The sequence below is a fragment of the Devosia sp. genome (assembly GCF_028290625.1).
In the GTDB taxonomy this organism is placed as follows: Bacteria; Pseudomonadota; Alphaproteobacteria; order Rhizobiales; family Devosiaceae; genus Devosia.
In genome coordinates this window covers 16,407-34,263 of record NZ_JAQGJM010000008.1, presented here as the reverse complement: position 1 = coordinate 34,263, position 17,857 = coordinate 16,407, and the positions used below count along the sequence as shown (strand labels likewise).

Sequence of the window (17,857 nt, the reverse complement as noted above, 5' to 3'; positions counted from 1 at the left end):
CGATCTGAATTTGCGCAAGAACGATTCGCTTAGCGACTCGACTTTCGACTTCACAATTCGATTGAAAATTGGGGGTATTTTACCGGGCGCGCAGGGCTTTGGCGCAGCGCAACGACGCCGCCAGCGTCCGACGCAACAGCGTTCTGTCACGCCGTTTTCTGGCTTCGTCAAGCATCAAGGATAGGTTTAACTGCGGCGGTTTATTCGAACAGATCGGCCCGGTCGACAAGCACCTTGGGCAGCGCCCGCAACACCTGCGTCAAATGATATCGCATCGCCTGGTCCGCGGCCTCGGCATCCTGGGTATCGATCGCCGCCAGGATCGCCTCATGCTGCTGGATCAGCCCCTCCATCGTCTCCCGGTCCCACAGGGTCAAATGGCAAACTCGATCCATGTGGCACTTGACGTCGATAACGAGCTGCCAAGCATGCTCGGCGTCGGCACCCGATGCCAGTGCTGCATGAAAGCTTTGATCATGGTCCTGGAACGCGGCAGGATCGTCGTCCCGCGCCGCCTTGCGCTGTGCATCCATGATAGAATCGAGGCTAGAGCGATACATTGGATCGAACCGCTCGCAGGCCCGGCGCACAATGGCGGTCTCGAGCGCTTCGCGGGTGAACCGCACCTGCATCATCTGCCGGGTGGAGATTTTCGCTACTACCGTGCCGCGCTGCGGCAACACGCGCACAAGGCCAATTTTCGAAAGTGCTATCATCGCCTCGCGCGCAGGCTGACGCGAGACACCAAAACGCAGTGCAACCTCCTTTTCGGACAGCCGAGTGCCGGGGGCCAATTGGAGCGTGACGATCGCGTGACGCAACGCCTGCTGAATCTGTTGTGAAGCGGAATCCGAGGACGGCTGCAATCCGGGTGAAACGAACCCTTCAGTGGTCATGTATCGCGCCTTTTCCTACCATACAACAACATACTTTAGCTGCAGCGACTTTGCCAGCGGCATCGAGCATTTAGATTTGCGCCTGGCGCTGTTCAAGCAGTTCGCTGGGCCGCAAGACTCTGCATAAAAGCTGCGACGGCGGCTCTGGCGATCTCGTCGTCTTGTTCTGCTGTTCCGCCACTTACTCCAATTCCCCCGATGCAGATGCCGTCTACGAGAATCGGCTGACCGCCCATAATTGTAACCAATTTGCCCGGAAACGCATTCTGCAGCCCAAAGGCGATATTGCCCGGCGCCGTCGTTACGCCATAGTCGCCGCTGGGGCGCTGATAGAGCGCCGACGTCCAGGCCTTTCCCTCGGCCACACCGACGCTGACAAGTTTCGCTCCATCCATCCTCAGTAAGGCTGACACTGTTCCACTCGCGTCGAAAACGGCAGCGGTAATCGCAAAGCCCATTTCGTTGGCAGATTGGACGGAATGTTCGACAAGAAAACTTGCATCCGCGTGAGCAAGCGCGATTGTTTGACGAGGCAAGAGCCCCTCCCCTATATATTATAAATAGACACTGTGGAGACCGAGTATTTCGCGGGCCTCATCGGGAGTCGCCACTTCGTAGCCTAAGTATCGGATGAGCTTGACCGCCTGCTCGACCTGTTGAGCATTGCTTGTCGCCAGGACGCCGGGTTCGATATAGAGGCTATCTTCCAGCCCGACGCGGACGCTGCCTCCCAGCAAAACCGCCTGTGCAATCGATCGATGTGGAAACGGCGATCCGAGATCCGCAGCTGACCAGTGAATGCCTGCCAAAGCATCCTTCATTGCGCTCATCGCGTGATAGGTGGCGGGTGCGCCCCAGCGGATACCGAGAACTATCTGGGCTAGCGCCGGCGTTTCGATATGGCCTTCCCGGATCAATTGCTTTGCGAGTTCGATATGGCCGAGTTCGAACACCTCGAGATCCGGCTTCGTGCCCGCCTTACGAATTCTATCGGCCATTTCGCGGAGCTCGCTCGGTGCATTCATGAAGACCAGCTTCTCGAAATTGACCGAGCCGACATCCAGGCTGCAGAGCTCGGGCCGCAGCAACTCCACATGCGCTACGCGCTGCGCTGCGGTCAAAATGTTGGAACCTTCGCCCGCCCGTCCCGGCATTGCCGGATCGAAAGCGTAAGTTCCGCCGCGTCCACAAGACAGCTCCAGAATGAGCTTCGAGTTTGCCGCATTTATCCGATTGACCACATCCTCGAACAAGTCGATGCGCCCCGACTGCTTGCCCGTCTCGGGCTCGCGTACGTGGATGTGGGCGATCGACGCGCCCGCCTGTTCAGCTTCCAGCGCCGCCATTGCAATCTGCTCGGGCGTCACTGGAACTGCGGGGTTGAGGCGGGGGGTGTCAGCACTGCCGGTCAGGGCACATGTTATGATAATCTTCTCGGACAATATCGGACTCCTGGGACGAAGCTGTTCACGCGTGCCGATCAGCCGGCGCTGATTTCCGCCTCAAGGGCGTCCACCAGCTCGCGACGGGCCTCCTTGCCTTGCGAGAAGCGGTTGCCAGTAATCACGCCCCCATCGACGACCAGATCGATACCGTTCACGAAGCTGCCCGCATCGGATGCGAGATAGAGAGCGGCTCGGGCAATATCCTCCGGCATGCCAGCGCGGGGGATCGGTTGCGCCGAGGCGAAACGCTTCGTGACGGTTTCCAGGAAGCGGTCGGCGATGTTCGGATCCACGCCGACACCTTTGGCGAAAACGCCGGTGACAATCGATCCCGGCGAAATACTGTTCACGCGAATATTGCTCTCGCCCAATTCGGCCGACACGCAGCGCGTTGCGTGAATGACGGCGGCCTTAGCCATAGAATACGTCTGCGAACTCAGGCCCGACCGATGCGCTGCGATGCTGCCGGTATTGAGGATGCAGCCGGAGCGCTGCGCCAGCATAATCGGCGCCACGAATTTCATCGCCAGCATGACTGCGCGCACCACCACGGCCATCTGCCCATCGAATTCCTCGATGTCCAGATCGACGATGCTGCGTTGGGGAATGCCATAGCCGGCATTGTTGAACAGGCAATCGATCCGGCCGAACTTGGCGGCAGTGCCCTCGATCAGGTTTTTAATGTCTGCAGCGTTTGCGGCGTCCGTCTTCACAAAGCTCGCCGATGGGCCGAGTTTTAGCACCAGCGACTCGCCTGCCTCGCTACGGCGGCCAGCAACAACGACAGTCGCGCCTTCCTCAACGAAGAGTTCCGCGGTCCGCGCCCCGATCCCGCTTGTACCGCCGACGATTATCGCGACCTTGCCCTCAAGTGCCTTCATTCGAAATTCTCCCGTATTTATCTATCTGCCATATGAGGCGGTACAGTTTTCAACGCCGGTTCGGCGATGGCGCTCCGCCGGTGGCCGAGCGGCCGCCGTCGAGCATCAAATGTGTGCCGGTAATATTTCCGGAGAGGGTGGAGCACAGATACAGCACTGCGTTCGCCACCTCTTCCGGCGTGCTGTACGCACCAGTTGGAATGCCGGCCCGAATGGCTGCTCCCATGGCTTGCGGATCTGTCGGATTGCGTTGCGCTTCGAGCGAACGCATCATCCGTGTTTCAACCGGGCCGGGACAGACGGCATTGATGCGTATGCCAAGGCGAGCCACATCCGCTGCCGCCGCCTTGGTAAGGCCGAGCACTCCGTGCTTTGAGGCGACATAGGCGGGCATACCGGACCCGCCGAATATCGACGTGATCGACGCGCTGTTCACAATGGTGCCGGCCTCCTGCCGGAGCATGACAGGCAGCACATGGCGCAGGCCAAGAAAGACGCCCTTGAGGTTCACGCCGATGACATGGTCGAACATCGCCTCGTCATAGTCCTGCGTCGGCGCGATCTCGCCTTCGATGCCGGCATTGTTGAAGAAACAATCGATGGTCCCGTAAGCATCCAAGGTCGCCTGCACATAACGGCGGACATCCTCTGACCTTGAGACATCGGCTCTGACGAAGAGGGCGGTTCCACCGTTTGCCCGGACGAGATCGGCGCTGCCTTGGCCATTTTCGTCGTCGATATCGACAACGATAACTTTGGCGCCCTTGCTGGCGAAATTAATCGCAGCGGCACGTCCGATATCGCCGCCGCCGCCGGTGATCAGCGCCACCTTACCTGTGAAATCCATGGAATATATCCGCCCTTGTCCAGCGCTTCGTTCAGGCCGTCTTACTTCGGCGCGCGTGCTCGCACCGCGGCTTCGTTGACCTCGACGCCCCAGCCCGGCCCCGTCGGTAGGGCCAGATTGCCGTTTTCGATTTTCGGTATGTTGAAAAACAGCTCGTCGCGCCATTTCACGCTGTCGACGTCGACTTCCATGATCCGAAAGTTCGGCGTGATCGCGCAGAAATGCGCGCTGATGGCCGTTGCGAGGTGGCCGTAATAATTATGCGGAGCTACATTGACCTCGTAGGCTTCCGCCATCGACGCCACTTTCATTGACTCGAGGAACCCGTTCCACAGCACATCGACGATGACGACGTCGGATGCATAGGCATTCAGAAACGGGCGATAGCCGCGCCGGCCGTTCACGGACTCGGACGAAGCAATGGGGCATGGGGCGCGGCTGCGAATGAGCGCGAGAGCCTGCGGATCCCACGTGTCGAATTCAAGCCAGGTCAGGTCGTAAGGCTCAACCGCCTTTGCGACCTTGAGCAGTCCTTCGGTCTTGAAGTGGTAGTTGACGTCGAGATAGAGGTCCATTTCGGGACCGGCGCCGTCTCGAAAAGCGGCAAGCGTATTGCGAACGGAGTCCAGCGTCCGCCGATCAACGTTCAATTCCGGCCAGCCCGGCGTCCGGCCCGCGCCGGGACCGAAGCCGACGAGTTTCTCACCGTCGAAGTCGAGAATGTTGGTCTTCAGACCCTTGTAACCGAGGGCTTTAACCTCCGCGCCCAGAGCCGCGATGTCGTCGTAAGTCCGGGCCTGCGGCGTGCCGACGTCCTCGTGATTTCTAACGCGATAGGTGCCGCAATGGGACCAGTAGACGGGGAAACTGGTCCGGATCGGGCCACCGAATAGCTCATAGACCGGCACGCCCAGCGCCTTGCCCTTGATATCAAGGAGCGCGTTCTCAATCGCCGCTATGGCGCGAAAGTTCATGCCGTTCGCCGCCTGCTGATGGCGGATATAGAGCAGAGACGTGATTGCCTGCACCGGCCTCGGGTCCATGCCAATCAAGGCCTCGGCCATGGCGTGAATGACCGGCGTCAGAGCGCGGCTGCCATCACCTTCGGTATATTCCGACCAGCCAATCAGTCCCTCGTCAGTGGTCACTTTTAAGAACGAGAAAGTTCTCCATCCCGCGTCGCAATGCAGGTCTTCGATTCTGGCAATCTTCACGTGTTGTCTCTGGGATCCGGCTGTTTCGGTTGAATGCTCTCTGCATCGGTGACAGTACCATACTGCAGCATTCCAGATGCGATGACAAGCGGATGCGAAGACGTTTTTCTCCGAAATTACAGGGCTATCGAGAAAACTGACAAGCGACCTATTTGCTGGAACGGGAGACAAACGTCGGGTCTCCCACTTGCTTTCGGCGAAGCGTGACGCAATACTACCATACAAGTGGTTGGCTATGGTATCCATGCGTAGGCATCAGGTCTGCAGCCGATTGTAAAAGGGAAGAGAAGGAAATATCCGATGAAAGTCGACGTAAGACACACTTCGCATCCAGAGGCAGTTCGCGGCTTCGATACGGAGACGCTGCGGCGCCACTTCCTGGTCGAAACCGTTTTTGCAGGCGGCGACGTCAGGCTTACCTATTCGCATTACGACCGCATGGTAATTGGCGGTGCCATGCCTGTAGGGGAGGCGCTGCCACTGTCTGCTCCTGCTGCAATCGGCCAGGCAACGTTCCTGGCAGAGCGCGAACTTGGTGTGCTGAATGTCGGTGGCAAGGGCTCCATCAGCGTCGATGGCAAGGCCTATGATCTTGCCAAATATGATTGCCTCTACATCGGCAAAGGCGCCACCGATATCCGCTTTGAAAGCGCGGACGCCAACGATCCTGCAAAGTTCTATCTTGTCTCGACGCCGGCGCATGCAAGCTACCCGACCGTGCTTCTGACGCGCGATCAGGCGCGCCATCAAACACCGGGCGAGGCAGAGACTGCCAACAAGCGGTCGATCTACCAATATATCCATCCCGAAGTCTGCCAATCCTGCCAGCTGACCATGGGCCTCACCATGCTTGAGGCTGGCAGCGTCTGGAACACCATGCCAAGCCACACCCATGACCGGCGCATGGAAGCCTATCTCTATTTTGATCTTGCTGCCGATCAGCGCGTCTTCCATCTTATGGGGGAGCCGCAGGAAACCCGACATATGCTCGTCGCAAACGAGCAGGCGATAATCTCCCCGCCCTGGTCGATCCATTCGGGCGCCGGCACCAAGAACTACAGCTTCATCTGGGCGATGGCCGGCGATAACAAGAGCTTCACCGATATGGACCATATCGCCGTTGGCGATTTGAGGTGAGTATCATGGCGAACCCATTTGATCTTTCCGACCGTGTCGCCATCGTCACCGGCGCCAATACGGGCATCGGCCAAGGCGTCGCCGTCGCGCTTGCGCAGGCGGGGGCGTCGATCGTCGCCGCCGGCCGTTCTTCGATGCACGAGACCGAGGCGATGATGAAGGAGGCAGGCACGCGCTTTCACATCGTCAAAGCCGATCTCAGCACGATCGAGCCGGTGAAGGCGATCGTTGCGGAGACGCTCAATGTCTTTGGCAGGCTCGATATCCTCGTCAACAATGCCGGCATTATCCGCCGTGCGGATGCGATCGATTTTACCGAAGACGACTGGGACGCCGTAATGGACGTCAACCTGAAAACAGCTTTCTTTCTGTCGCAGGCTGCTGGCCGTCATATGATCGCGACAGGCGGGGGTAAGATCATCAATATCGCTTCGATGCTTTCCTTCCAGGGCGGTATCCGCGTCCCCTCTTATACCGCTTCAAAGAGCGGCCTTGCCGGGCTGACGCGGCAACTCGCCTGCGAGTGGGCCGATAAGGGTGTCAATGTCAATGCAATCGCCCCCGGCTATTTTGCCACCAACAACACGGCGGCGCTCAGAGACGATCCCGACCGCTGCGCCAGCATCCTTTCGCGCATTCCGGCAGGCCGCTGGGGAACGCCCGCCGAACTGGGAGGCGCTGCAGTCTTTCTGGCATCAGGCGCATCCGATTATGTGCATGGCGTCGTCTTGCCGGTCGACGGTGGGTGGTTGGCGCGGTGAAGCCACGCTTGACTGAGGTGTGAGCTGTTGCCGGTTCGGCGGACATGCGGGCTATGACTATGGTCGGTGCTTCCTGTTCAGCCGGCCAGCCGCGCGGAAATCACCACGGCAATGGTCGGGGGCGCCGGAGTTTTCGCAGTTGGCAAAACGCGTCACACCGACGCTGCCCGAACCCGTTAGCGCGGGCGCGGGGCCGTTTGTCGGGCCCAAGAAAAACGAGTCCTTTAATAGGAAGTCCTTGCCGTCGGAATAGCCGACGATCAAGGGAATTGTGGCTCTTATCAAAGCCGACGCAAAATGCCCGAATGCACCTTCGATGACGGTGAAGGGCTCCGAACGGCGGGATTGAAGTTGCGCCGCCTTTTCGCGCACCCGCTTGGCGATCATCGTTCGAACGGTTCGCAGGACGGCCCCGTCGATAACTGCATTGTCAACATCGACGATGAAATGCACCCTACTGGTCAACCACCGAACCATCGATATGCAGCCGCGTGTCGATCCTGCGCGGACGGTAGGGAAAGCGTTCCCGCGCGCTGTGCTTCAGCTTGACGCCCAACCCCGGCGCATCGCTGATGCTGAGGAAGCCAGCTCCGTCGTGTGTTGGCGCGCCCTCGACCATGTCATCGGACGCCGGGCGCTTGTCGCGCACGTCGCTCCAAGTATCTGCCGGCAGTTCCTGAAGCACGAAGGTGGCACTGGTGGCCGCGATCTGCAGGCACGCCGCCGTGGATACCACGCTGAGCGGGTTGTGTGGCACCACCCCGATATGGGAGGCCTCCGCCAGTGCCGCGATCTTGCGGCCGCCCGAGATGCCACCCACGAGACAGATATCGGGCCGCACCAGTTGCACCGCCTTGCGCGCAATCAGCATCTGGAACTCCCAGATCGTGGTCAGCCGCTCGCCGGTGGCAATGGGGATGCCCAGCTTGGCGGCCACGTCACCCATTTCGTCAAAATTGTCCGGCGTCACTGGATCTTCGAGGAACAGGGGATGATAGGGCTCGATCGCCCGGCCGAACTGCACGGCCTCATAGGGGGTCAGGCGGCGATGGATCTCGATGCACAGATCCATGTCCGGTCCGGCGATTTCGCGATACCGGGCCACCGTCTCGACCGCGTCGCCGATTTTGCGGGCATAGCTTTGAAAAAACGGCTCCTCGCGCGGCGTATCGAGGAACGGGGTCAGATGACCCACGGCGGTAAAACCCTGTTCGCGGGCGCTCTTGACCCCGGCATACAGCTCTTCCTTGGTGCGTCCGAACACGTGGTAATAGGCGCGTGCCTTGTTGCGTACCTTGCCGCCAAGCAATTCGTGGATCGGCGCATTGTGGTGCTGGCCAAGGATGTCCCACAGCGCGATATCGATAGCGCTCAGCGCGCCCATGATCGCCGAACCGCGGAAATGGGCCCAGCGATACATGGATTGCCAATGATGCTCGATCAGGCGCGGGTCCTTGCCGATCAAGTATTCGGCGAACACTTCGACAGCACCAGCCGTCGCCTCAAGGAATGCCCAGGCTCCCGACTCGCCCAGCCCCACGATATCGTTGTCCGTGGTAATTTCAACGAAGAGGAAGCGATCGAGCTTGATGGTCTCGACCTTCACGATACGCATATAATTTTCCTTCTAGATTATTTGGCCGGACCTGGGCGCCCGGCATCAATTGGTTTTGGTGATGACGACGCAGCGGCAGTCGGCCGGGAGGATGACAGCGTTCAGCTTGTCGCCCTGCGGGCGATATTCGGTCAGCGCTCGGAGCCGACCGAGTTCGGTATCGCCGAGCACCTCTATCGTGGCGCCCTGGTAGAGAGTGTTGCGCTGGCTGAACGGCAGCACGAGCGCCTCTTTGGGCACGGCCGCTCCCTGCGGAACGATGGCCACTTTGTGCGGCCGCACGGCAATGGCGGCACGGGTACCGATCGTCATGATTCCATTGGACTGTGCCGCCACACGGGCAATGCCCAGATCGACTTCGGTGATGAAGCCGGCGCCATGCGCGCGCGAGGTCATGACTGTACCCTCAATGAGGTTGGAATTGCCGACGAACTCAGCCGCGTAGGCCGTGTCCGGCGCCTCGTAGATACCGTCGGGCGCTCCCTCCTGCTCGATGCGGCCCTTGCTGAGTAGAATGACCCGGTCGCTGAGCGACATGGCCTCGCTCTGATCGTGGGTGACCAGAATGGTCGTCAGCCCGAACTCACGATGCACGTCGGCCAACCAGGAGCGGGCGCGTTCGCGCAGTTGCGCGTCGAGATTGGAGAGCGGCTCGTCAAGCAGCAAAAGCTCCGCCCGATAGACCAGGGCCCGCGCAATCGCCACGCGTTGCTGTTGGCCGCCCGAGAGCTGGAATGGGAACCGGTCGGCCAGTGTCCCAAGCTCCAGCCGATCGAGAATGGCGCGCGCCTGCATCTCGCGTTCGGCACGCGGTATTTTCCGCAATTTCAACGGATAGGCCACATTCAGCAGCACGGTCATATGCGGCCACAGCGCGTAGGTCTGGAACACGTAGCCGATATTGCGACGCTCGGTCGGCATGTCGATGCCGGCCTTGCTATCGAACACCGTCCGCTTGCCGATCGACAGGACGCCGCCGCTGGGCTTGTCCAACCCGGCAATGAGGTTGAGGATCGTGGTCTTGCCACAACCGCTGGGTCCCAGCAGTGAGGTGAACGCGCCCGCCTCGATATTGAGGTCGATTGGTGTCAGCACTTCGACCGAGCCGTAGCTCTTGGTCACGCCCGACAATGAAACAGCGATCGTACCCACGTCAGTCCCTCGCATATACAAAAATGGCGACCGGCACGGTCAGGGCGATCTGCACCACGGCCAGGGCCGCCACGCTGCCCATATTGCCCATCAGGTTGAGCTGCAGCATGGTCGTGCCGATCACCTCGGTGCCTGGTCCGAACAGGAACGAGGCCGACGCGTACTCCTTGAAGAAGTAGACGAAGTAGATGAGGAAGCAGGCGATCAGCGCCGGCCGCAGCAGTGGAATGGTGACATCGCGCAGCGCCGTGAACCACGAGCCGCCCGATACCCGCGCCGCCCGCTCCAGATCGGCTCCGATCTGCAGAAACGCTGGGCTAATGGCGGCAAAGCCGGTCGGGAAGTAGCGAATGGTGAAGGCGATGATGAGAATAAGCAGCGTATGGCTGATGGCGCTGCCGCCCGGCACCGCGATCACCGCATAGAAGATGCCGATACCCACGATCAGCCCCGGCACGGCACGCGGCAGAAACGAAATCTGCTCGATCACAAGCCGCATTGTCGGCGTCGTGCGATAGGCGACGATCGTCGCCGCGCAGGTCAGCACCACCGCGATAAAGCCGCCCACCGTTGCGATCAGGAACGTGTTCACGATCGAGCGGACATAGCTCTCATAGCTGAAGATCAGCGCGAAATTGTCGAGCGTCCACACCTTCTCAATCGGGATCAACGGCGACAGGAAGGTGGTGAAAGAACGCAAGATGAGGAATGCGCAGGGGATCACCGACGCAATCAGCGAATAGAGCACCAGTATGGCCCACAGCACCCATGACCCTCGGGTCATCACGGCGCGTGCCGATCGTGCCGCGCGCCCGCCGACGGTGTTGAACCGCCTGATATCGCCTAGTACGCGCGACTGCAGCAGGATGATGATCTGGATGAAGACCAGCAGAAACACCGCAGTGGCCGCGACGATGCCGTAGTCGACCTTGGGCGACAGCACGCCATTGGTATAAAGATAAGAGGCCAGCACCTGGATACGCGACGGCTCGCCGATGATCAGCGGCACGGCCAGCAGGTCGACTGCCATGATGACGTTGAGCAGCACGCAGAACAGGACTGATGGGCGCAGCAGGGGCAGCACGATATCGAGCATAGCGCGGAACGGGCTGGCGCCTGCGGAGCGCGCCGAATTCTCCAGCGCACTTGGGATACTGCCGATAGCGCCGGCAAAATAGAGGTAGCTGATCGGCGCTTGGGCGACACCAGCGACCAGGCTCATGCCGCCGATCGAGTTGAGATTGGGCAGCCCGATGCCGAACAGCGTGCGGAACAGCAGCGTCGCATAGCCCCCGGGGCCATAGAGCATCGACCAGGCGAAGGCCAGGATCAGCGGCGACACGAACAATGGAAACAGGAAGCAAACCTTGAGCAGCCCGCGGGCCGGCAAGGCAATTCGGTCGATCAGCAAGCCAGCACCCAGGCCGATGAATGTCGAGATCACTGTGCTGAACAGCACAAACCAGGCGGTGTTGCCCAGAGCGCTCAGGAATGACGGATCGGCGAGGAGGCGGGTGAAATTGCCCAGCGTCCATTGCTGCCCAGTGTCGTAGAGCGGCCGGTCGATGAAGGCCTGATAGATAATGGGGACGGTCGGCGCGGCCAGCAGCACGAACAAGAATGCCGCAAAGCCCCAGCGACCGACCGCCGCCCATCCGGCCGCCCTTGGGCGACCGGTGTCAGGGGAGGAGAAAAACCGCGCTACCGCGCCCTGTGTAATGGATTTGGTCACGGCTGCTCGTTGAACAGTTTGGCGCTGAGTGCATTGAACTCGGGCAGTTTCTCCATCACGGCGCGGTCGGGCCGGATCAGCACGATATTGTCCGCACCCACCTGCTGTACCACGCGATCGTAGTTGAGCTTGGAGGTGAACGCGTCTGCATCGACATCCGAGCGGAACGGCACCAGCCCGCCGATACCGACGGCCTGCTGGCCATCACGCGACAGCAGGAAGTCGGTGAAGAGCCTCGCCGCGTTCGGATGCTGGGCCGATTTGACGATGGCGAAATTGCGCTCACCCATCGCCGCGCCGTCGGCATCGAAGGTCCAGCCGATCACCGAGGCCCGCGTCGGGTCCTGCAGCAGTGGGAAGAGGCTGATGCCCGAGATGAAATAGCCGGCCATATATTCGCCGGTGGTGATCTTTTCGAGCACCGGACCCACCGAGCGATAGAGCTCAGTCATGGGGCCGATGGTCTTGAAAGTGTCCAGCGCCTTCTGGCCACCATGCTCGGCATAGGCATTGTACATTGCCTGCGCAAAGCCGGTGGTATTGGGCCCGTAGCTGCCCATGCGCTTGTCGTAGCTCGCCGGATCCTTGGCGGCCGCGGCGGCGATGTCACTGAGGCTCTTGGGATACTGGTCGGGGGTCAGCAGCAGCTTGTTGTAAGCGATCACGAACGGATCGACCGAGATCGAATAGACGCCATCGAGCGGACGGCTCCAGTCGGGCACATTGGCCGCCTCGAGCGTCACATAGGGCTCGACCATGCCCTTGTCGGACAGCTCCAGCCAGTTCGGCGCGGACGACGAGAGCAGGATATCCGCCGTATTGGCTCCAGAGGCCGCGTCGGCATAGTGGCGCTCGAACACTTCGCTGGCACCCAGATCGAGCGTCTGTACGTTGATCCAGGGATATTTCGCCTTGAACGCCTCGAGCACCGGGCGCCAATTCACTTCACCAACATTGGAGAAGATCGTCAGCGCACTCTCGGCGCGCGATCCCTCGATGATGGCAGAATAGTCGGCAGGATAGCCTGCGGGCACATCCTGGGCCAGCGCCTGGCCTGCCGCCAGTGACAAGACGGTCAGTGCGACCGCCCCCTTGAGTACGGCGCGGCGCGTCGCCGTGCCTGACGTCCATTTAGGCATGTGAAATTCCTCCAGCTCGGCAATCGTTGTTGCCTCAACAGCAAGATTTGCGCAAATAGCAAAGTTCGTCAAGTTTGATATTTGCGCAAATCATGATACGTTCGGATTAGACGGTACAAGGGTGGAATTGACTGTGGCGGCCAAGACAGCAATGGGGCGGTACGAACAGGGGGCGGTAACGCCTCCCCTCAACGAACCGACCTATCTCCGGGTGAAGCGCGCCATTATCCACGATCTGGTGTCGCGCGCGATCACCCCGGGCCAGCGGCTGACCATCGAGGAGCTAACCACCCGCTATCAGGTCAGCCATATGCCGATCCGCGAGGCGTTGCGTCAGCTAGAAGGCGAAGGCATCCTAAAGTCACTTGCGCATCGCGGTTTCCGCGTCGAGCCGATGACCGAGGACTATGTCCGCAATATCTACGACATCCGCGTCGGCGTGGAATCGATGCTCGGACGCCGCGCCGCCGAGCGCGTCACCGATGCCGACCTCGTTGCTCTCGAGGAAATCCAGACGCGCTACGAGCACTTCGTGCTGGCCAATCAGCCAAGCGAGGCCGTGCAGGTCAATATTGCCTTCCACGCCCGGCTCTACTCGATCGCCGGCAACCCCGAGGCGCAGCAATTGCTGGAGGGTCGCACGCGCCTGGTCTGGTCGGTCGCCGACAGCCTCGACCGCTACTCTCCCTATGACCGCCAGCAGATCATTCCCGAGCACAGGCGCATCCTGACCACGCTGGCCGCCCGCCAGCCGACCGAGTGTGGTCAAGCCGTCTTCGACCACGTCACCAATGCCCGCGATCGGCTGCTGCATCGCCTCCGCAACGCCGAGCCGCCCTCCGAGGATATTTGAAGCGGCTTGCAGTGTTCTGCGTCAGCGCGAAGATGATCGCGGCACTGGCCGACGCAACGGGTTGCAGCGGAATATCGACGCCGTTCGACACCCAGAAGAACCGGCCAACTATCGCGTCTTCGCTTGCGTCGGTCATCTCTAACCCAACGGCTTTGCCGCCAACCGTGCCGCTATAAGTAATGGCGGCCGCATCGGCAGATGTGACCAGGGCGAAGACCATCAACAGCCCCAAGGGCAGTTTTGCAGAAAGGATCATGACAAATTCCGGATGTTGACCGCGTCAATGGGCGGACGTGTCATCCGTTGCCTAGTAGGGCGGCAGTGAACTCAGCCTGAACGGCACGTCCGTATCGCTGGGCTTCGACGCAAGATGCCGCCGTAGCCTCACCAGTGGAAGGATACGTACACGGCAAGGCTCCGCCCTTGCGAGTCGCGCGGACGCTTTGCGGGTCGAACGAACGGCTAACCGCCTGTGCCGTCATCCATGAAATTGCCGGTCATCGCCTCGTAGGCTCGAGTGCAGATATCCCATCGCGGACAGCTGTCGACGACGCCGATCGGCACGAAAATAAGAGCCATGACGAGGCCAATCTGTAGCACCAGGCCTTCAGGTCGAAGCCTTCTGCCAACCAGTCCTTTGCACAGGGAGTATAGGCCTTGGGCAACAATCAGCCAGTTCATGACCTCCTTAAGTTGTCTGGTGGCGATGTCATATGGCGTTATGTAGCCATCGGGAAAGCCGAGCATCGACAGGGCGGTGAAGCACATGAAGGCCAGCAAAAGGGAAAGCAGCCCCCAGGCCACGGAGGCGATGCGCATTCTAACGATCATTGGTTGGTCCTTGTCAGAGGCGAGCGAGTGGCACGCGGCAATGAAACCCGCGCTCTGTCCTCAATCGATCTGGCTTTGTGGGACATCAAGGCCAAACTGGCTGGACTGCCGCTCTACCGGCTGCTGGGTGGTTTCCGCAAGAAAATCCCGGTCTACATTGCGGGCGGTTATTACGCGCCCGACAAGGGCCTCAAGGAATTGCAGCACGAAATGGCAGGCTACGTTGGCCTGGGCGCCAAGGCCGTCAAGATGAAGATCGGTGCCGTGCCGATCAAGGACGATATCGCTCGGGTCAAGGCGGTACGCGAGGCCATCGGCCCCGATATCAGGCTGCTGCTTGACGCCAACTGCGCCTATCGCGCCTATGAAGCGATCCAGTTCGCCAAGCGAGCGGAGGAGTTCGATCCCTTCTGGTTCGAAGAGGCCGTGCAGCCCGACGATTACGATGGTTTCGGCAAGATCGCCGCGCAGACCACCATTCCGCTGGCCACCGGCGAGAACGAATATACCAAGCACGGCTTCCGCGACCTGATCAACACCAAGGCCATCGCCATCCTCAACCCGGACGCCCGCTATATGGGCGGCATCACCGAGTTCATGAAGGTTGCGGCGATGGCGCAGGCCCATGGCTTGGACATTGCGCCCCATGGCGACCAACAGGCGCATCTGCATCTGCTGGCGGCGATCCCCAACGCGCTGATGCTCGAATACTATCCGCCCAAGGTGATGGCCAGCGCCGAGGGTGTCTATCTCTATACGCCCACGCTCGACAGCGATGGCACAGTGACCGTGTCCGAGCAGCCGGGGGTTGGCCTTGAGCCCCGTCCCGAGGCGCTGGAGCCGTTCCGCATCGGCTAGAAGCGGCTTGGTGGCTATGGTAGACAAACGTCGTAGTCGCCAGCGCGGCTGCGACTTTGCAGATGCTTGGAGGCGCCGATTGAGTTCAGTTTTGCTTGATGCATTTGCGCATTCGGACACCAGCTATCGCCGGGTTGCGGACACGATTCGCGATCGCATCATCGCTGGAACCTATTCCCCCAGCATGCGTCTCAAGGTGCCCCAGCTCTGCCTCGATCTGGGGGTGAGTTCCAATCCAGTGCGCGAGGCGCTGCAGCAATTGCAGGGCGAAGGCCTGGTCGTGATCGCCCCCAACAAGGGTGCCACGGTCCGCTCGATAGACGGACGTCTTATCCGGGAAATCTACGAGGTCAATGCAGTCCTCGATGCCTTTTTTGCCGGTCGGGCGGCGCAGATCGCGTCCGATGAGCAAATCATGGAATTGATCGCCATTCATAGGAAGCTCGAGCAGGCCATGCTCAAGAGCGATGACCAGAAGCGATCCGACCACAATCACCGCTTCCACGCCCTGCTCGGCGAAATATCGGGCAATCGAGAAGCCTTAACCGTCAGATTGCGGCACCGCAATCTGATGCGGGCCATGCGCATGAAGTACGGATTTTCGACTAACAGGGAAAGTCTGGTGCTGAACGAGCACGAGGAGATCATTTCTGCGATTTCCGCGCGCGACGTGCCACGTGCGGAGATCGCAGCCAAGATGCACTGTCTGCGATCATGCGACGACATTATCAGTCAAGCGTCCATCGAGCCGGCCCCAATCGCCGGTCTGGAACAGGTCGGCGCGCGATAGCCGCACCCAACGCGCGCTCGCCACAGCAATGTTCGGAACAGGACGTAAGTGGACTGACCGGTTCTGGTCCTCTCAGATTAGGAGCGGGCCTACAAAGGGACCAGCGTAGGGATAAGCATCCTGCTTGGCACGCTATTGCCGGACCAATGAAGGGTCAAGCAGTGGAATGAGTAATCAGCAGCCGCGTTCTAATACCCCACCGTCGTCCTCGGCGCCCGCGCCGCCGCCCGGCTAGGCATCGGTCCCAACCTCATCGGTCAGCCGATCTGGCTAGGCGGCCGCTGGTTCACCGTCGTCGGTATTCTGGAGCCGGTATCGCTGGTCCCCGCGCTCGATCTTTGTGCGCTGATCGGCTGGCCGGCCGGCGAGCGCTACCTCGACTTCGAGGGCGACGTCACCACGCTCTATGTCCGCGCCAAGCCCACCGTGGTCGAAGCCGCCCGCGACCTTCTCGCCCGCACCGCCAATCCCGAACAGCCCAACGAGGTTGACGTATCCCGGCTGTCCGACGCGCTCGCGGCCGAAGCGGCGGCAGACGTCGCCTTCACCGGGCTGCTCCTCGGTCTCGGCGCGGTCGCCCTTCTGGTCGGCGGCATCGGTGTCGCCAATACTATGGTGATCTCGGTGCTGGAGCGGCGCGCGGAGATTGGCTTGCGGCGCTCGCAAGGGGCCACCCGTGGCCATATCCGCATCCAGTTCTTCAGCGAGGCCCTCCTACTGGCCCTGCTCGGTGGCGCCAGCGGCATCCTGATCGGCTGGCTGGTGACCATCGTCTACGCCCGGCTGCAGGGTTGGCCTGTCGACATCCCGCTCTGGGTCGCTGCCGGCGGCACGGGTGCAACGCTGGTCATTGGCGGTATTGCCGGCCTCTATCCCGCCATCCGCGCCGCCCGCCTCGCGCCGACTGAGGCGTTGAGCGTCGCCTGATAGAGATTGCACCAGAACCCCTTCGGTTCCGGCGACCTAGCGCTGGTCCGGATGCAGATACGCAGCAAGGAAAGTGGCGATGGCGGCAGCGACATGCCGCTTGATTTCCGCCGGCGTCGGAATGGCATCGTTGCCCAGCATCATCACCCGGTTGACCGGGTCGCCCATCAACAGCCAGTTGAGCTGCGCTGCCGCGACCAAGGGATCATCGAGAACCAGCAGTTTCTTGTCCGCCAGCGATTCAAACACTGTCGCCATCACCTCGAGCGCCCGCCCCGCACCCCCCGAATAGAGTTGGCGGGCCAGACTGGGAAAGCGCTGGGCCTCGGCAATAACCAGCCGCCGCAGCTGCATCAAGCCGGGAGTCAGCGCCACGGTCAGCAGGCGTTTGCCGTAGTCGAGCAGGTAGGCCTTGAGTTCCTCACTATTTTCCACCTGCGGCAAATCATGATGCACAGTGGCGGCGGCGGCGCCCATCATCTGGCTGATGACGGCCGTAAACAGCGCCTCCTTGCTGGTGAAATGCTTGTAGACCGTTTGCTTGGACACCCCGGAGCGCAGCGCGATCTCGTCCATGCTGGCGCCGGCATAGCCGGTATCGAGGAACACCGCGGCGGCCGCCGCGACGATCGCCGCCTGCTTGCGCTCCGAGCGCGTTCCGGGCGCCTGGTTGGCCTCGACCACGGTTTCGGGTGCCGACATTTTTCAAACTCCATACTGAACCCTCCTTGACATAATCATACTGCACCGTCTAGTTCTAGTAACAGAACTGAACGGTC

General features: G+C 60.7%; 20 protein-coding genes and 1 pseudogene. 7 read left to right on the top strand and 14 right to left on the bottom strand.

The window, feature by feature from the left end; genetic code table 11:
- Window positions 1-200: 200 nt before the first annotated feature.
- The 6 genes from JWR51_RS02340 to JWR51_RS02315 all read right to left on the bottom strand — a co-directional run bounded on the left by JWR51_RS02340 (window position 201) and on the right by JWR51_RS02315 (window position 5,283).
- Window positions 201-896 carry a GntR family transcriptional regulator gene (locus tag JWR51_RS02340; RefSeq protein WP_299743137.1) on the bottom strand — a complete coding sequence of 232 codons (696 nt, stop codon included), beginning with the start codon at window positions 894-896 and terminating at the stop codon, window positions 201-203.
- Between the two features lie 92 nt (window positions 897-988).
- Window positions 989-1,432: a heme-binding protein gene (locus tag JWR51_RS02335; protein WP_299743134.1), complete on the bottom strand. Its 444-nt coding sequence runs from the start codon at window positions 1,430-1,432 to the stop codon at window positions 989-991.
- Window positions 1,433-1,450: 18 nt separating this feature from the next.
- Window positions 1,451-2,338 (bottom strand): 3-keto-5-aminohexanoate cleavage protein, encoded by an 888-nt coding sequence (locus JWR51_RS02330; protein WP_299743131.1) that lies wholly within the window; start codon window positions 2,336-2,338, stop codon window positions 1,451-1,453.
- Between the two features lie 38 nt (window positions 2,339-2,376).
- Window positions 2,377-3,222: an SDR family oxidoreductase gene (locus JWR51_RS02325; RefSeq protein ID WP_299743128.1), complete on the bottom strand. Its 846-nt coding sequence runs from the start codon at window positions 3,220-3,222 to the stop codon at window positions 2,377-2,379.
- Window positions 3,223-3,271: 49 nt separating this feature from the next.
- Entirely contained in the window at window positions 3,272-4,069 is a 798-nt protein-coding gene (locus tag JWR51_RS02320; RefSeq protein WP_299743125.1) for a glucose 1-dehydrogenase, read from the bottom strand.
- Window positions 4,070-4,110: 41 nt separating this feature from the next.
- Window positions 4,111-5,283: a mandelate racemase/muconate lactonizing enzyme family protein gene (locus JWR51_RS02315; RefSeq protein ID WP_299743123.1), complete on the bottom strand. Its 1,173-nt coding sequence runs from the start codon at window positions 5,281-5,283 to the stop codon at window positions 4,111-4,113.
- A 300-nt stretch (window positions 5,284-5,583) separates the two neighbouring features.
- Here JWR51_RS02315 and kduI point away from each other — a divergent pair, with 300 nt between their 5' ends.
- Together kduI and kduD are read left to right on the top strand one after the other, a co-directional pair.
- Window positions 5,584-6,420, top strand: a complete 837-nt coding sequence (gene kduI, locus JWR51_RS02310; RefSeq protein WP_299743121.1) for a 5-dehydro-4-deoxy-D-glucuronate isomerase — start codon at window positions 5,584-5,586, stop codon at window positions 6,418-6,420.
- Between the two features lie 5 nt (window positions 6,421-6,425).
- The gene (kduD, locus tag JWR51_RS02305; RefSeq protein WP_299743808.1) at window positions 6,426-7,181 is read left to right on the top strand and encodes a 2-dehydro-3-deoxy-D-gluconate 5-dehydrogenase KduD; all 756 of its coding nucleotides are present in this window, start codon (window positions 6,426-6,428) and stop codon (window positions 7,179-7,181) included.
- A gap of 57 nt (window positions 7,182-7,238) precedes the next feature.
- On the opposite strand, the gene JWR51_RS02300 is transcribed toward kduD, so the two are convergent.
- From JWR51_RS02300 to JWR51_RS02280, 5 genes are read right to left on the bottom strand one after another with little or no spacing between them, the layout of a single operon-like run.
- Window positions 7,239-7,634 (bottom strand): hypothetical protein, encoded by a 396-nt coding sequence (locus JWR51_RS02300; protein WP_299743119.1) that lies wholly within the window; start codon window positions 7,632-7,634, stop codon window positions 7,239-7,241.
- A gap of 1 nt (window position 7,635) precedes the next feature.
- Window positions 7,636-8,796: a mandelate racemase/muconate lactonizing enzyme family protein gene (locus tag JWR51_RS02295; RefSeq protein WP_299743116.1), complete on the bottom strand. Its 1,161-nt coding sequence runs from the start codon at window positions 8,794-8,796 to the stop codon at window positions 7,636-7,638.
- Window positions 8,797-8,841: 45 nt separating this feature from the next.
- Window positions 8,842-9,948 carry an ABC transporter ATP-binding protein gene (locus JWR51_RS02290; protein WP_299743113.1) on the bottom strand — a complete coding sequence of 369 codons (1,107 nt, stop codon included), beginning with the start codon at window positions 9,946-9,948 and terminating at the stop codon, window positions 8,842-8,844.
- A 1-nt stretch (window position 9,949) separates the two neighbouring features.
- Window positions 9,950-11,680 (bottom strand): iron ABC transporter permease, encoded by a 1,731-nt coding sequence (locus tag JWR51_RS02285; protein ID WP_299743110.1) that lies wholly within the window; start codon window positions 11,678-11,680, stop codon window positions 9,950-9,952.
- Window positions 11,677-12,819, bottom strand: coding sequence for an extracellular solute-binding protein (locus JWR51_RS02280; RefSeq protein ID WP_299743107.1), 1,143 nt, complete (start codon window positions 12,817-12,819; stop codon window positions 11,677-11,679). The genes JWR51_RS02285 and JWR51_RS02280 overlap by 4 nt, the downstream gene beginning before the upstream one ends.
- Before the next feature lie 133 nt (window positions 12,820-12,952).
- On the opposite strand from JWR51_RS02280, the gene JWR51_RS02275 reads away from it, so the two are divergent.
- The gene (locus JWR51_RS02275; RefSeq protein ID WP_299743104.1) at window positions 12,953-13,672 is read left to right on the top strand and encodes a GntR family transcriptional regulator; all 720 of its coding nucleotides are present in this window, start codon (window positions 12,953-12,955) and stop codon (window positions 13,670-13,672) included.
- Here JWR51_RS02275 and JWR51_RS02270 read toward each other — a convergent pair.
- Together JWR51_RS02270 and JWR51_RS02265 are read right to left on the bottom strand one after the other, a co-directional pair.
- Window positions 13,605-13,928, bottom strand: coding sequence for a hypothetical protein (locus JWR51_RS02270; protein ID WP_299743101.1), 324 nt, complete (start codon window positions 13,926-13,928; stop codon window positions 13,605-13,607). The genes JWR51_RS02275 and JWR51_RS02270 overlap by 68 nt on opposite strands.
- 206 nt (window positions 13,929-14,134) lie before the next feature.
- Complete coding sequence (locus tag JWR51_RS02265; RefSeq protein WP_299743099.1) at window positions 14,135-14,491, bottom strand: hypothetical protein; 357 nt, start codon at window positions 14,489-14,491, stop codon at window positions 14,135-14,137.
- A 39-nt stretch (window positions 14,492-14,530) separates the two neighbouring features.
- Between JWR51_RS02265 and JWR51_RS02260 the strand changes: the two genes are divergently transcribed.
- The 4 genes and pseudogenes from JWR51_RS02260 to JWR51_RS02250 all read left to right on the top strand — a co-directional run bounded on the left by JWR51_RS02260 (window position 14,531) and on the right by JWR51_RS02250 (window position 17,078).
- Entirely contained in the window at window positions 14,531-15,361 is an 831-nt protein-coding gene (locus JWR51_RS02260) for a mandelate racemase/muconate lactonizing enzyme family protein (RefSeq protein ID WP_299743097.1), read from the top strand.
- A 16-nt stretch (window positions 15,362-15,377) separates the two neighbouring features.
- Window positions 15,378-16,151, top strand: coding sequence for a GntR family transcriptional regulator (locus JWR51_RS02255; protein WP_299743806.1), 774 nt, complete (start codon window positions 15,378-15,380; stop codon window positions 16,149-16,151).
- Between the two features lie 210 nt (window positions 16,152-16,361).
- Window positions 16,362-16,592: pseudogene (locus tag JWR51_RS24020) on the top strand (ABC transporter permease); the annotation flags it as partial.
- Window positions 16,578-17,078, top strand: coding sequence for an ABC transporter permease (locus tag JWR51_RS02250; protein ID WP_299743095.1), 501 nt, complete (start codon window positions 16,578-16,580; stop codon window positions 17,076-17,078). The pseudogene JWR51_RS24020 and the gene JWR51_RS02250, both read left to right, overlap by 15 nt.
- Before the next feature lie 36 nt (window positions 17,079-17,114).
- Here JWR51_RS02250 and JWR51_RS02245 read toward each other — a convergent pair whose 3' ends face one another.
- Window positions 17,115-17,780: a TetR/AcrR family transcriptional regulator gene (locus JWR51_RS02245; protein WP_299743093.1), complete on the bottom strand. Its 666-nt coding sequence runs from the start codon at window positions 17,778-17,780 to the stop codon at window positions 17,115-17,117.
- Between the last annotated feature and the right edge of the window lie 77 nt (window positions 17,781-17,857).